Annotated in this window: 15 protein-coding genes; 12 read left to right on the top strand and 3 right to left on the bottom strand. The window is 41.7% G+C overall.

Going from position 1 to position 14,739, the window contains the following annotated elements:
* Positions 1-15 precede the first annotated feature (15 nt).
* The 5 genes from HMAT_RS09760 (at position 16) to HMAT_RS09740 (ending at position 5,604) form a co-directional block, all read left to right on the top strand.
* Positions 16-1,344, top strand: a complete 1,329-nt coding sequence (locus HMAT_RS09760) for a gluconate:H+ symporter (protein ID WP_104382523.1) — start codon at positions 16-18, stop codon at positions 1,342-1,344.
* A gap of 33 nt (positions 1,345-1,377) precedes the next feature.
* Complete coding sequence (locus tag HMAT_RS09755) at positions 1,378-1,842, top strand: RidA family protein (protein WP_104382522.1); 465 nt, start codon at positions 1,378-1,380, stop codon at positions 1,840-1,842.
* A 10-nt stretch (positions 1,843-1,852) separates the two neighbouring features.
* On the top strand, positions 1,853-2,959 hold the full coding sequence (locus tag HMAT_RS09750; RefSeq protein WP_104382521.1) for a D-TA family PLP-dependent enzyme: 1,107 nt from the start codon (positions 1,853-1,855) through the stop codon (positions 2,957-2,959).
* Position 2,960: 1 nt separating this feature from the next.
* Positions 2,961-4,052 (top strand): dipeptidase, encoded by a 1,092-nt coding sequence (locus HMAT_RS09745; protein WP_233789167.1) that lies wholly within the window; start codon positions 2,961-2,963, stop codon positions 4,050-4,052.
* 307 nt (positions 4,053-4,359) lie between these two features.
* Positions 4,360-5,604, top strand: a complete 1,245-nt coding sequence (locus HMAT_RS09740; protein WP_104382520.1) for an MFS transporter — start codon at positions 4,360-4,362, stop codon at positions 5,602-5,604.
* A 131-nt stretch (positions 5,605-5,735) separates the two neighbouring features.
* Here HMAT_RS09740 and HMAT_RS09735 read toward each other — a convergent pair whose 3' ends face one another.
* The gene (locus tag HMAT_RS09735; protein WP_104382519.1) at positions 5,736-6,080 is read right to left on the bottom strand and encodes a hypothetical protein; all 345 of its coding nucleotides are present in this window, start codon (positions 6,078-6,080) and stop codon (positions 5,736-5,738) included.
* A 135-nt stretch (positions 6,081-6,215) separates the two neighbouring features.
* Positions 6,216-7,997, bottom strand: coding sequence for an ABC transporter ATP-binding protein (locus HMAT_RS09730; protein ID WP_104382518.1), 1,782 nt, complete (start codon positions 7,995-7,997; stop codon positions 6,216-6,218).
* 181 nt (positions 7,998-8,178) lie between these two features.
* Between HMAT_RS09730 and HMAT_RS09725 the strand changes: the two genes are divergently transcribed.
* Genes HMAT_RS09725 through yajC form a run of 4 tightly spaced genes read left to right on the top strand, consistent with a single transcriptional unit; the run spans position 8,179 to position 11,089 of the window.
* A complete protein-coding gene (locus HMAT_RS09725; RefSeq protein ID WP_104382517.1) occupies positions 8,179-9,258 on the top strand; it encodes a Glu/Leu/Phe/Val dehydrogenase in 1,080 nt (359 codons plus the stop codon).
* Between the two features lie 60 nt (positions 9,259-9,318).
* On the top strand, positions 9,319-10,266 hold the full coding sequence (gene nusB, locus HMAT_RS09720; protein WP_104382516.1) for a transcription antitermination factor NusB: 948 nt from the start codon (positions 9,319-9,321) through the stop codon (positions 10,264-10,266).
* 14 nt (positions 10,267-10,280) lie between these two features.
* Positions 10,281-10,742, top strand: coding sequence for a DUF1573 domain-containing protein (locus tag HMAT_RS09715; protein WP_104382515.1), 462 nt, complete (start codon positions 10,281-10,283; stop codon positions 10,740-10,742).
* A 26-nt stretch (positions 10,743-10,768) separates the two neighbouring features.
* Positions 10,769-11,089, top strand: coding sequence for a preprotein translocase subunit YajC (gene yajC, locus HMAT_RS09710; RefSeq protein WP_104382514.1), 321 nt, complete (start codon positions 10,769-10,771; stop codon positions 11,087-11,089).
* Positions 11,090-11,210: 121 nt separating this feature from the next.
* Here the strand turns inward: yajC and HMAT_RS09705 are convergent, their stop codons facing one another.
* Positions 11,211-11,846: a hypothetical protein gene (locus HMAT_RS09705; protein ID WP_104382513.1), complete on the bottom strand. Its 636-nt coding sequence runs from the start codon at positions 11,844-11,846 to the stop codon at positions 11,211-11,213.
* A gap of 457 nt (positions 11,847-12,303) precedes the next feature.
* On the opposite strand from HMAT_RS09705, the gene HMAT_RS27035 reads away from it, so the two are divergent.
* From HMAT_RS27035 to HMAT_RS09690, 3 genes are all read left to right on the top strand, one after another.
* The gene (locus HMAT_RS27035; protein WP_158655737.1) at positions 12,304-12,474 is read left to right on the top strand and encodes a hypothetical protein; all 171 of its coding nucleotides are present in this window, start codon (positions 12,304-12,306) and stop codon (positions 12,472-12,474) included.
* 252 nt (positions 12,475-12,726) lie between these two features.
* On the top strand, positions 12,727-13,389 hold the full coding sequence (locus tag HMAT_RS09695) for an ATP-binding cassette domain-containing protein (RefSeq protein WP_104382511.1): 663 nt from the start codon (positions 12,727-12,729) through the stop codon (positions 13,387-13,389).
* 131 nt (positions 13,390-13,520) lie between these two features.
* Positions 13,521-14,540 (top strand): BtrH N-terminal domain-containing protein, encoded by a 1,020-nt coding sequence (locus tag HMAT_RS09690; RefSeq protein ID WP_104382510.1) that lies wholly within the window; start codon positions 13,521-13,523, stop codon positions 14,538-14,540.
* The last annotated feature ends 199 nt before the right edge of the window (positions 14,541-14,739 follow it).

The following is a 14,739-nucleotide window of genomic DNA, read 5'->3' as shown; positions in this document are numbered from 1 at the left end:
CCTAATATTGATATAATGACCATAATCCTCATTGTAATCAGCATTTGTTTGCTTATCCTATGCATTACTTATTTTAAAATTAATGCGTTTCTTTCGTTTTTATTGGTTTCTATTCTCAGCGGGCTGTGTTTGGGCATTGCTCCGGATCAGTTGGTCGGTACCGTTGAAAAAGGGATCGCGGGCGTTATGGGTAGCCTGACGCTGATTATCGTGCTTGGCGCGATGTTGGGCAAGATTGTCGCCGAGAGTGGTGCAGCTGAAATTATTGCTGTACAGATGGTCCGCTTGATGGGAGAGAAATACCTGCAATGGGGATTGATGCTAACGGGCTTTGTCGTGGGGATTCCGCTGTTCTATGGGATTGGTTTTGTGCTGTTGGTACCCCTGATTTTTTCGATCTCTTATCGGTACAAATTGCCGGCGGTGTATATTGGCTTACCCATGTTGGCTGCATTATCGGTAACACATGGATTTATTCCGCCCCATCCTTCACCTGTTGCTCTGGTGGCACTTTTTCATGCAGATATGGGACTGACATTGATTTATGGTCTTTTGATCGCCATTCCGGCGATTGTATTAGGCGGACCTATTTTCGGCCGCAGCCTGCGGAATATGCTCCCGAGCCAAGAATCAATCTTCCGGCAGGAAAAAACAGTTGGTCAACAGGAATATAAGCAGCCTACCGTTGTTAACAGTTTGGCAGTAGCCTTGTTACCTGTCTTATTGATTATTTTATTTACCCTTATACCCTATATATTCCATACTGATGACACGACAGTACAGCGCTGGCTGAAATTTATAGGCAGCCCAACAGTCGTGATGGTCATTGCAGTAGTCATAGCCACCTACTTATTGGGGTTGAAACTTGGCCGTTCCATGGTCAAAGTTATGTCAATCTATGAGTCGGCTGTCAGGGATATTGCAATGATCCTGCTGATCATTGCCGGATCGGGTGTATTCAAACAAGTTATGGAAGATAGCGGCGTGAGTTTGTTGTTGGCAAATACGCTACAGCAGCTTCCAATTTCACCCTTGTTATTAGCATGGTTAATTACCGCCGTCATAAGAGGTTGTGTAGGATCGGCAACAGTTGCCGCATTGACAGCTGCGGGCGTTTTATTACCCATTGTTACAGCTGGCAAGGTTGATCCCAATCTAATGGTATTGGCAATTGGGGCCGGGAGTCTCATGTTCTCCCATGTCAACGATGCAGGCTTCTGGCTGTTTAAGGAGTATTTTGGCCTGAGTGTCAAGGATACTTTATTTTCTTGGTCGATTATGGAAGCCGTCGTTTCCATTGTCGGACTTCTCGCTGTTTTGCTATTGCAAATTATTTTATATTAGCTCATATATTTTTAAACATTAAAATCATTCACGATGTACAACGCAGATGAACAATTTGAAAAATTAGGTTTGACATTACCACCGGCACCAGCACCTAAAGGTGTATATAAACCCTACGTTATCGATGGCAAGTATCTTTATCTTTCTGGACACGGACCGGTACAGGACGATGCCTCCCTGATTATCGGACGGATTGGTAGTGATATCAGCCCCGAGGATGGAAAACTGGCTGCCCAGCAGGTGGGATTGACCATGTTATCGACAATCAAGACCAATTTGGGCTCGTTGAATAAAATTAAACGGGTTATTAAAGTATTGGGTATGGTCAACTGTACATCCGATTTTCTGTATCACCCCGGGGTAATCAATGGCTGTAGTGAGTTGTTTGCTGCGGTATGGGGTGAGGAAAATGGAATCGGTACACGTAGTGCGGTCGGATTTGGCTCTTTACCGGATAATATTCCCGTTGAAATAGAAGCGCTATTCGAGTTATATTAATCGGTGGATCATGGAAAATTGGTATCGGGTACAAAATGTGGATCAGGTAGATTCCCCAGCACTGCTGGTGTATCCTGATCGTATTGTTCGGAATATAGAAAGGGCGCTGAAATTTGTCGATGGGGATGCCGGCCGTTTACGGCCACATATCAAAACCAACAAATGTAGGGAGGTCTGTCAGTTATTGTTGGACAGCGGGATCAGCAAATTCAAATGTGCAACCATCGCTGAAGCCGAGCTTCTTGGCATCGTCGGAGCGAAGGATGTTTTATTGGCTTATCAGCCAGTAGGACCAAAGATTGACCGTTTGCTGCGTTTGATCGAAGCATTTCCCAATACACATTATGCCTGCCTGGTAGACAATGCCGATTCTGCGCATGAGTTATCAACGCGAGGGCTGGAAAATGGCAAGCCTCTTGCAATTTACATCGATGTTAATGTTGGTATGGGGCGTACCGGTGCTTCTATCACCCAAATGGAGCGTCTTGTGCTTGATATTCAATTATTAGATGGTATTCATTTGATCGGTGTACATGGCTATGATGGGCATATTCATGATAACGATCACAAAGTCCGTGAACAACAAAGCCAGCAGGCATATTCTGTGCTCGAAATGGCCTACCTGATGGCGCAAGTTTCTACTTCTACACCGCTTACAAAGGTGATCGGCGGATCACCCAGTTTTCCGTTCCATGCCGAACGTGGCGATGTGGAATGCAGTCCCGGGACCTTTGTGTTCTGGGATTTTGGTTACGCCGAAAATTATGTTGAACAGGATTTTCTGCTAGCTGCGGTATTACTGACACGGGTTGTTTCCATTGTGGATCACAAACATCTGTGTCTGGATCTGGGTTACAAGTCTGTTGCAAGTGAATCGCCGCAGCCCCGTGTCAAATTTTTTGACCGGCGGATCGGAGCGATCAAAATGCAGAGTGAGGAGCATCTTGTTGTTGAAGTGCGGGACAGTACCGATTTTAAGATTGGCGAAGAGCTGTATTGCGTGCCACGGCACATCTGTCCAACAGTCGCCTGTTACGACGAGGTGCAGGTAATTGATAAAGGAGTCGCTGATCAGGTCTGGAAGGTACTGGCTCGAAGTAAAAAGATAAATTATTGATATGTACGAATTTGAAATGCCTTTTGTGGTTGATGCACACCTCGATTTGAGCATGAACGCCATGGAATGGAATCGGGATCTCCGGCTGCCCATTCAGGAACTAAACCTGCGGGAGCAGGGGATGAACGATAAGCCCGACCGCGCAAAAGCGACAGTTACTTTTGACGAACTACGCAAGGGGAATATCGGTTTGGTCGTGGCCACGCAAATCGCGCGCTTTGTTCTTCTCGATAGTCCATTGCCGGGCTGGTATTCAGCGGAGCAGGCCTGGGCGCAGACACAAGGCCAGTTAGCCTGGTACAAGGCCATGGAAGCTGATGGGCAGATGAAGATGATCAAAACAAAGGCCGATTTGGATCAACATCTTGCATGGTGGTCTCAGGGAACAGATCATTCAGATAAGCCCATCGGTTACCTATTGAGTCTGGAAGGTGCCGATTCTTTGGTTGATGTCAGTCATGTGGAAGTCGCCTATAATTATGGTTTGCGGGCGATAGGCCCGGCGCATTATGGGCCGGGGAGGTATGCGAATGGAACCGATTCCTCCGGTAAGCTCAATCCGCAAGGGGTGCTGTTGTTGCAGGAAATGGAACGATTGGGCATGATCCTGGATGCCACACATCTCAATGACGATGCTTTTTGGGATGCTATGGGACGCTATGGTGGTGCGATCTGGGCCAGCCACAACAATTGCCGGAAGTTTGTGGATCACAATCGGCAGTTCAGCGATGAGATGATCAAGATTTTAGCGGACAAAGGAGCCGTTATCGGCGTTGCTTTGGATGCCTGGATGATGGTACCCAACTGGGTGCGCGGTACATCTGACCCGAAATCCAGCAACTGCTCTATGGAAATTATGGCCGATAACATCGATCATATCTGCCAATTGGCTGGCAATGTCAATCATGTTGGTGTAGGAAGTGATTTAGATGGAGCGTTCGGTCGGGAACAATGTCCTTATGATCTAGAGACCATTGCTGATATCCAAAAGGTTTTTGGGATATTGAAACGACGCGGCTACAGTGATACTGATCTGACAAAAATCGCCAGTCGGAACTGGGAGGATTTTATGCGGAATGCCTTACCTGAATAGCGGGAGATCTTCCCGGGGTAATCGCAGTTCGTGATAGCGATCATCCTATCGCGATGCCTGGCATTATACCACCATCTTTGTCTTTGGCAATTAAGGTCGTTCATTGATAAAAAAGATGATCGTTGAAAACGCAGATTTAGACCTTTAATGGGCGGTAGTCTTCTAGAAAGTCGCTTTAAGGTTAAGCGTTTAGGGCAGATAAAATCAGATTAGGGTAAACAGATCGTTACACAAGGGCACACTTACCCGACAGATAGGTCTTCGAAATAAATGATATATTCGTAAACAGAAACAATTCTAAACCGTTATGACGCTTACCTTACGCCTCCAGTTATCCCTGATGATGTTTTTGGAGTATTTTATCAAAGGAGCCTGGTTTGTTACCTTAGGTACCTACTTGGTCAAATCCCTGAATGCCTCGGGAATGGAAGTTGCCAATATATTTTCTACGCAGTCACTGGGCGCAGTATTTGCCCCTTTTTTTGTTGGCTTTGTCGCAGACCGTTATTTTAATGCAGAGCGGGTGCTTTCGGTTTTACATCTCTTGGGGGCGGTTTTGCTTTATGGGATGTCCCAAGCACCTGATGCCAGCCATTTTTACCCCTACGTCTTTGTGTATTTCATGGCCTATATGTCATCACTTTCTCTTTCCAACGGTATTGCTTTCCGACATATTGCGGATGCTAAAAAGTATTTCCCGGGAGTTCGGGTATGGGGAACGATCGGCTGGATCTGTTCAGGGCTCGTGATCAGCTATCTATTTCGCTGGGATAGTCCTGAGGCAATAAGCCGGGGAGCCCTGCACAATACTTTTATTATGGGTGCTGTCTGTTCTGTGCTTTTAGCGCTGTTCAGCCTGTTTCTTCCCAAAACTCCACCGCAGATACGGGTTAAAAGGGAAAAATTTGATTTTGGAAAAGCTATCGGACTGGATGCGCTGGGGCTGTTAAAACAAAGGAGTTTTTTAATCTTTTTTGTTACGGCCATTGTGATCTGCATTCCCATTTCATTTTATTACCAAAATGCCAACCCCTTTTTGGTTAATGTCGGTATGCCAAATCCAACTGCAAAAATGGCACTGGGGCAGTTTTCAGAAGCGATCTGTTTGCTGTTGATTCCATTTTTCTTTAGCCGATTGGGCTATAAGAAAATGATTTTATTGGGCATCGCCGCATGGGCATTGCGGTATTTGTTCTTTGCATTTGGAAATGGACAGGAAAAAGCTTTTCTGCTTATCTTCGGTATTGTTCTGCATGGAATCTGTTATGATTTTATGTTTGTCGTCGGGCAGATCTATACCGATCGGATTGCTGGTGAAAAATATAAGGCTTCTGCACAGGGTCTGATCACCATTGCCATGTATGGCGTGGGGATGCTGATTGGGTTCTGGGTTGCCGGTGCGGTTTCAGATTATCTCAAAGCGGCTTATGCCGATCAATTCTGGGAATACCTATGGTTTATACCGGCTGGAATTTCATTTTTCTGTCTGTTCCTGTTCGCTGTTTTTTTTAAAGAAGAAAAAGCCGTACAGACAGCTGGAGATATAAAGTGATTATCACAAAGCAGCAAAAAGGCTGCTCAAACGCTGAACTGTCCTTCAAAAGTATTTATTTTACTTTCGGGTTTCATTCCAGTTTTTGGACAGCCTTTTTTTTACAATGGGGCCTAAAAAATAAAGGTTGATTAAACCATATTAAACCATTGCTGATATTTTTCACCAATAAAAGGAATTGCTTTTTTTTCGCCCGAGAACGCCGCAATTAAACCCAATATAAGAGCGATAAGCAAGATTATACCGACAACACTCATGATTATTCCACCGATACCGGGGATAAAGCGCAACAGGCCCAATACAATTCCTGTGACGGTAATACCGATACTCTGTCTGATGTGGAATTGACCTAAAGAAGTCTTTTCCTTATTGTTCATGATGATGGCTGCAATCAGACCGATTAGGGTTAAATAAGAAATGATGGCAACGGTCTTGCCGTCGTTTGATGATGTGCTCTGCACTTGGTTTCTCTCCATGATACTTATACAATAAAAAGTTTGTTATAAATGTATAAGGCAAATGTAAAAGAGATAACCCCCGTTTTCATTAGCTGAAATCAGGGATATTTAATTTTGTGCAATGTTATTGCCATTATTTTTGGGCTTCTGAGATTATCCTTCCACGCTTTCCAGCAGTTGTTTTTCATGGAGTTCAAAGTATTCGCCTCTTTTCTCCATTAATTCAAGGTGCGTGCCCTGTTCGACAATTTCACCCTGATCCATGACAAGGATCTGGTCTGCATTTTTGATGGTCGAAATCCGGTGGGCTATAAAAATACAGGTTTTGCCCTTCATGATGCGACTCAATGAGCGTAAGATGGTTTCTTCGGTTTTGGTATCCACCGCAGATAAGCAATCATCAAAGATCAATACATTTGGTTCTTTTACCAACGCTCTAGCAATGGATACACGTTGTTTTTGACCGCCCGAAAGCGTGATACCACGCTCTCCTACAGCCGTTTCAAAGCCTTCGTCAAAAGCGATGATATTGTCATACACTGCCGCGTCCTTGGCTGCTTGTTCGATCTGTTCCTGCGTGAAATGGTCCAGTCCGAAACCGATGTTATTGGCAATTGTATCTGAAAATAAGAATACATCCTGAGGGACAAAGCCAATTTGCTGACGTAGATTTTTGAAATTGAGATCCTTTAATGCGATGCCGTCGTATTGGATATTACCTTTGTCTATATCATACATACGTAGCAGTAGGTTGGCCAGCGTAGATTTTCCGGAACCAGTTTTTCCGATAATGGCCAATGTTTTTCCGATAGGTACCCGGAAAGATATATTTTTAATGGCTTGAATACCCGTTTCAGGATAAGTGAATGAAATATTGTCCACCTTGATTTCCCCAGCGATTTCTTTGTCTATTTGACCATTGCCGATCGGTGATTGGGTTTCCAGAAATTCATTGATCCGCTTTTGTGACGCGGCGGCCCGTTGTACCAGCGAAGTTACCCATGCTAAAGACATGGCCGGGAAGGTCAATTGATTGACATAGATAATAAATTCGGCGATGTTTCCGGCAGTGACTGTTCCCTTTGCAACTTCAATACCGCCTATATAGATGGTGATGACGGTGCTGAGACCGATCAGCAATAAAATAAGAGGAAAGAAAACCGCCTGTACCTTAACTAGATCCAGCGCTGTGTTGCGGTAGATGGTGCTTTCCTTTTCAAAGGCCTGCATTTTGTTCTCCTCCCGGGTATAGGTCTTGATGACACGGATACCTGCAAACGTTTCCTGAACAAAAGAAGACAGGTTTGCCAGCTGTTTTTGGATTTTTAAGCTGCGCTTATTGATAATTTTATTGACAAAAAGAATGATGACCGATAAGACAGGTATCGGAGCCAATGCATACGTCGCCAGCCTTCCATTGACGCTATACATGGCATAGATAACCATAATGGACAGGACCACGGTATTAATGGCGTACATTATGGCCGGCCCCAGATAATTACGGACCTGGTTGACATCCTCTGTTGCACGGCTCATCAGATCACCCGTATTATTTTTCCGGAAAAACCCGAAATTCAGTTCTTGGTAATGGTTGTAAATCTCATTTTTAAGATCATACTCGATATAACGGGAAGTCAGAATAATGGTCTGCCGCATAAAGAATAAGAAAATACCGCGCAGGAGCGAGAGCAATAGGACCACAAAACCGAAGAACAGCAGGCTTGTGCCAAACACCTTATAAATCAGTTCCTGTCTATCAAATCCGTCAAACAGGCGGTAGAGATAAATATTTTCTTGTACTAAGTCAAACGCTTCGCGAATTACTTTAGCGGGGAGCACCCCAAAGTAATTGGAAATGATAACAAAAATCACCCCCGGAACCAGTTTCCAGCGGTATTTATAAAAGTACTTATTTAAGTAGGCGAGATCCTTCATATTATGGGTACAAAAATAGGACTAATTCGTCAACTATGCTTTATATTTCGATGAAATTACTGTCATTGGGAAATCAAATGTTAAGTCTTGGATAAAAAAAGATATTATGCACAACGAATAATTTTCCTACTTTTGCATCAAGTACCTTAAAAAATTAAAACAAATTAGAGTAGTACATTTTATGTCAACATCTCAAAATTCTATTTTTGAATTGATGAGCCAGTCTGGCCATCAAAACTTATTTTTCTGTAATGATGAATTAGTGGGCTTAAAAGCTATTGTTGCGATCCATGATACCACATTGGGTCCGGCAATAGGAGGGGTTCGTATGTTGCCATACGAAACTACAGAAGAAGCTATTGAGGATGCTTTACGTTTATCCAAGGCCATTACCTATAAATCCGCTATCACTGGATTGAACCTAGGTGGCGGAAGTGCTGTTATTATCGGTAATAGCCGTTTGGACAAATCTGAGGTTCTATTGCGCCGTTTGGGCCAGTTTATTGAAGGATTGAACGGTAATTTTATCGCGTCTTTGGATGTGGGTACAACACAGCGCGATTTAGAATATATTTATACGGAAACCGAACATGTTGCTGGCCTGCCAAAGGCGATTCACGGCAGTGGGGTTGGAGATACTTCAATTTTTGCAGCCCAAGGTGTTTATTTCGGTATTAAAGCCTGTTTGAAAGAGCTGTATGGATCGGAGAGTGTAGCAGGCAAAAAAGTTATTGTACACGGAGTAGGTAGCGTTGGTGAGCGATTGATTGCCATGTTGCGTGAAGAAAATGCACGTGTTTACGTGAGCGACATTACCGAAGAGAAAATGCTTAAGGTGGCGGCCAAATACAAAGCTGAGCCAATCCCATACAATGAGGTATTTGATCATGAGTTTGATGTCTATTCACCTTGTGCATTGGGCGGTACAGTAAATCCCGAGTCGGCGCAAAAAATGCAGTGTAAAATAATTGCCGGTTCGGCAAACAACCAGCTGAAAGATGAGGTTGCGACAAGTACAATTCTTCACGAGCGAGGTATATTGTATGCACCGGACTATTTAATCAACGCAGGTGCATTGATCAGTTGTTATTCAGAAATTCAGAATTATGGGGTGGATCACACGGAATTTGTGATCAAAAACATATATAATGCGACGAGAGACGTGTTGAAAAAATCAAAAGAAGAGAATATCTCTACTTTTGAAGCGGCCAATCGCATTGCGGAGAAACGTATCCAAGATATCAAAAAAATCAAAAGATAGTCTTCTTCCCAAAATCGTTCTTATTTATTAGTTTATAAAAAATCGTTCTTTAAAATTACTATGTTAAACAGGAGACACCTGAGGGTAAAAGTAGTGCAAACGCTTTATGCGTACAGTCTTACAGAAGACAAAGACATCAAAACATTTGAAAAAGCACTATTAAAAAATGTGGATGAGGTCTACGAAATGTATATCTGGACACTAAATCTATTGGATGAGGTATCCGATTATGTATTGATAGACGCAGAAGGCAGAGCCAACAAGTTTTTGCCGACTGAAAAAGACTTGTCTTTAACGACCAAGTTAAGTACAAATACTTTTATTGAGTCATTGAGACAAAATCCGCAATATGCCGAGGGAGTCAAAAAATATAAGATTTCATGGAGCTTTGACCCAGAGATCGTGCGTACGGTATTTTTGCAGTTAAAGGATTCTGAGGCTTATTTGGAATATTTACAGCAGGAGGACCGTTCGATCGGTACGGAGAAAGATATCATTAAGTATATCTTTAAAAAGATCATTTTGAAATCACCGGTTATCGAGCAGGTTTTTGAGGAGAAATTTATCAACTGGCCTGTCGATAAAGAAGTGTTGCAAGCATTGATCGCGAAAACTTTTAAGAACTTCAGTTCAGAAGACCCGCGCAAAAACAAGCTTGCTGAAATTACCCAAAACTGGAACGATGATAGCGATTATGTCATTGCCTTGTTGGGTAAGACAATTCGCAATACAAATGAGTATCAGAAACTGATCTCTGATAAGACAAAGAACTGGGAGTCAGATCGTATTGCTTTGATGGATACTTTGTTGATGCGTATGGCAATATGTGAATTAGTGAATTTTCCATCTATTCCAGTGAAAGTGACAATAAATGAGTATATTGAAATCTCTAAGGTATTCAGTACATTGAAAAGTAATACATTTATTAACGGTATCTTAGATAAAATATTAAGCGACCTGAACCAACAGGGGAGAATCCAGAAGGCAGGTCGTGGTTTAAGGGATTAAAGATCAATCAACAAATGAAGAACTTTAGTAAATATTCAGTGTTAGCTTTGGCATCGGTGCTTTTCTTTTCTTGTGGAAATGCTCAAAAGGGACAAGCGGAAACGGCTAAGACAGGAACTGAGGCAGTTGCGGTAGACAGTCTTTCTAAAGCTGCGGCGCAATTGGGTAAAGTAGAATTTGCAGAATCGGCTTTCGATTTTGGTCAGGTCAAAGAAGGTGCAGAAGTGAAACACACGTTCGTATTGAAGAATACGGGTGATGCGCCGGTTATTTTGTCCAAAGTGACTGCTTCTTGTGGCTGTACGCAGCCAGAGTTTTCAAAAAGCCCTATTTTACCGGGGGGAACATCGGATATCCATGTAACTTTCAAGAGTGAGGGACAGGTAGGTAAGCAGCAAAAGATCATCACGATTCAATCAAATGCTTCCAACGGTATGACGACTGTTCAACTTAAGGGTGAAGTATTACCAAAATAACACATTATTAAACGATATAATAACAGATGAATACAGTATTATTACAAGCAGCAGGCGGAAGTAGCATGATGAGTTTTTTACCAATGGTTTTGATCATTGTGGTATTTTATTTCTTCATGATCAGACCGCAAATGAAGAAGCAAAAAGATCATAAGAAATACATTGAAGAATTGGGTGTAAACTCTAAAGTTGTTACCACTGCCGGTATCCACGGACGCATCGTAGAGGTATCTGAAACTACTTTCTTGGTAGATGTAGGTTCAGGTGTGAGAATTCGGTTTGACAAGTCTGCCATTGCGTTAGATGCTTCAAAAGCTGCTAATGCAACTGAAAAAAGTGCTTCTTAAGTATTATTTTTAAAACAATAAAGAAAGCCAGTCTCCGAAAGAATCTGGCTTTTTGTTTTATGGAACCACTGCTACGCAAATTTTCCTGTTGTATTGCCTATTTAGGCGTTCATATCATATGCTATATAACGCCGCAATAGATGGAATTTGAAAAGCCGCCATCCACTGTATCCCATATACAAACATAAACATGATAATCACAGTTTTTTTTACTTATATCATCAATCTGCAGTGAGCAAGCTCCTTGTCGCACTTCTGCAATTGATGTTTTTAAGCGAGATTCACCCTGTAAGCCAACTAATGCCAAATTAAGTTTATATCTACTACCATTATATTGACCATTGGGTGTCCACTTGAGTTCAACAATATTACCCTGAAGCTTAACTTCGCAGCTGGCCAAGGGTGTCAACTGTCCTGCAAATATGATCAGTTTCTCGGGATTGACAAATGGGTTGTTCTCGGAATCCAGTTCCAGAGCCTCTTTAAAAATGTGGCGCTGAGCCAATTGGAAAGCGCCAATCCGACTTCCTTTTTTCGCTAAAAACCGGTAACCAAAATCAAGTATCCCACTATTATCACCGGCAAATCTTCCGGCTACTTTTTGCTTTTTCCTGTTAAGAAGTTCTAATTCGCTGGGTGGGGATGTACGTTTTCTCCTAGGTCCCCTTACAACGTTCTGTCCGTTTAATAGATAGGCATTGACAGAACCGAATTTTCCGATAATTGGGCCATTGGGGCCATTTTGTAAAATCGCCATAGTCGTTTCTTTCTATTGTTTATAACTGTTGGTATCTATGTTATTATCAAGTTAATACTAAATTCTAAATTAAAAAAGATGTAACACTAGTTTTACATGGATCTAATAGGGGATTAATAGGGGATTAATAGGGATTTATCCCTGTAATCCCCCTGTTAACCCCCTGTTAACTCCCTGTATTTACCCTATTAATTGAGAAGTTGGTAATAAGCAATTTTTAGCTTGTACCGGACATAATAAGATCGTTACCGTGCACCTTTCGGCTAGAGAAAACGGCGTTCTTTTCTGTTGCGCAGGAGGGCAATACTTTTTAGGTTCAGATCTATGGTTGGCATTTTTTAGTATGTTAAAATGCTCAGTTTTATTCAAAATATGTACGAGTTTTCAATCGAGACGGAATTGAATCGTTTCCATTGAGAATAATTTTTTGTAACTTAAAGGTTTAATATAATCAATTATGAAGATAAATATAGACACACGGACCAAAGGGCTAATGGTATTGACTAGTCTTGCTTTAATGATGATATTGGGATGTTTTTTGCAGAAATGCTGGGCCGGTCGCTATATTATTGGACGCATTAAACAAGAGAAGGTGAGTAATGATAAAGCTGATCTTTCAATTCTTTAGTTTTGTTATTTTATTCAATTTGTTTGTAACGGTATGTCTGGTATTTCAAATGCCTGGTTTTGTTGAGCGGCATGGTGTAGCTTCTCTTGTGCTCTTTTTTTGGTTTAAATTCGTTGGCCTGTTGTTGTCTTTTCTTGGTGAATATGCTTTTAATCTTCGAAAAAAAAAGCTTTTTTTATCCAACATAGGATATTCTCCTACAAAAATATTGAGCGGCATTTACCTGATTGATCTCATATTTTATATTTTTTTATGTGTACAGATCGTAGTTTATATATAGATAGTCTTTCTTTCAGTCGTGACGGAAGGGTGATACTTTCGGGGGTATATCTGCAGGTGCCCGGCAATACGGTCGTCGGTATATTGGGGCGAAATGGAAGCGGAAAGTCGACATTAATGAACTGTATCTTTGGGAACAGCAAAGTGGATTTTGCATTTATGAAATGTGATGGGAAAGTATTTAAGAGAGGATATCTTACCAAAGAAATTGGTTATCTACCTCAAAATGGATTTGTACCCAAAAGTTTGTCTGTTAGTAGATGCATTGAGCTTTTTGATCTTCAAAATTCGCCTTTGATCGAAATTCCAGTCATTCAGCAACATATTCATTTCAAGTTTGGGAATCTTTCCCTTGGATTCGCCAGGTTATTTGAAGATCTTTTGATATTATATTCCAATACAAATTATTCACTTTTCGATGAGCCTTTTGTAGGGTTAAGTCCGTTATATACCGAGTTGTTTAAGGAGCATCTTCATCACATGAGACAACATAAAGGGATTTTGATTTCTGATCACTATTATCAAGATGTCATGGACGTCAGCGACGAAATTTATCTGATGAAAGAAGGTTCGCTATTAAAGATCAATGATAGAGAGGACCTTATGCTACACGAGTATTTAAGCCCGTGTGACTAATTATTAAAGTGTAATCAGCTTTTTTGTCTACATCGTTATTTTTATTACAATCCCACTGTTTTATTGGCAGGTAAGCTTGTTGACATACTGATGCCAGTTCGGACGACTAATTTTAAGTAAAAGAACAAATCATGAACAATCTAAAATTGTTTGACGGACAACATTGTGAAACTACAGCTACCGGAACATTACTGCGACAACTCGGAATTGAACTTTCCGAACCCATGCTTTTTGGGCTCGGGGAGGGGCTTAGTTTTATCTATTGGAAGATGAAAACAATGGATTTCCCTTTTTTGGGTGGACGCATCAAGACGGACCTGTTGACAAAGAATCTCTGCATAAACCTCAATCTAGAGCTTATTGTGAGCAAAACTACGTCAAAAGCAAAGGCTTGGCAAAATGTCAAACAGCTTTTGGATGGAGGGCAAATCGTTGGGCTTAAACTTGATGCTTATTACCTTGAGTATTTCACCAATCCATTCCATTTCGCTGGGCACTATGTCGCGATCTACGGTTACGACAACCAAAACGCTTTTTTGGTCGATACCAGACAGCAGGGTGGGAAAGTCAAAACCTCGCTCGGAAGTCTGGCTTTGGCAAGGGCAGAGAAGGGGCCAATGGCATCAAATAACTTGTACTACACAATACAGCGAACGAGTGAAAACTTTGACTTAAAAAAGTCCGTCATTACGGCCATTGTCAACAATGCAAACGAATATCTAAATCCGCCTATTAGAAATATTTCTTACAAGGGAATTTTGAAGACGAGCCAGGAGCTTGTAAAATGGTTTAATACGAGTAAGGATATAGCTGCTGAATTTAAAATGGCTGCCAATCTTATGGAAAAAGCCGGTACCGGAGGAGCGCTGTTTCGGAACTTATATCGCGATTTCTTAAAAGAAAGTTACGACCTGCTGCGAATCGATGAACTTCGTGAGGCATATCAAGAATTTGTAGAAATAGCCTTGTTATGGAGACCCGTTTCAGACCTGTTTAATCAAATAAGTGAGACAGCTGGGGTTGAGTATATGCAACAGGCGTCGGAAACACTCAAGATACTAGCGACGAAGGAGAAAAAGGTGATGGAGCGATTAGGTAGGTTAACGATTGGAAATGGCTACGCGTCTTTACAAAATTCAGCAAACGCATAAAAAGGCTAAAATGCTACATAAACCCCATCCTCAAAAATAGTTTACGAATATATTTGATGGGAAATATTGAACTTTTGGAGAAATCTCAAACAATCGAAAGTTGATCAGCAGCTCATTATGTCGTTGAACATAAGCAAAACCGAAATGATGGAATCTTTATTGAAAAATGGGCTTGATCCAATAGTTACACATGATCTAG

It is taken from the genome of Sphingobacterium sp. HMA12, from assembly GCF_002933815.1.
In the GTDB taxonomy this organism is placed as follows: Bacteria; Bacteroidota; Bacteroidia; order Sphingobacteriales; family Sphingobacteriaceae; genus Sphingobacterium.
Note: the sequence above shows the minus strand (reverse complement) of the source record. Positions and strands in the feature narration are given on the sequence as shown.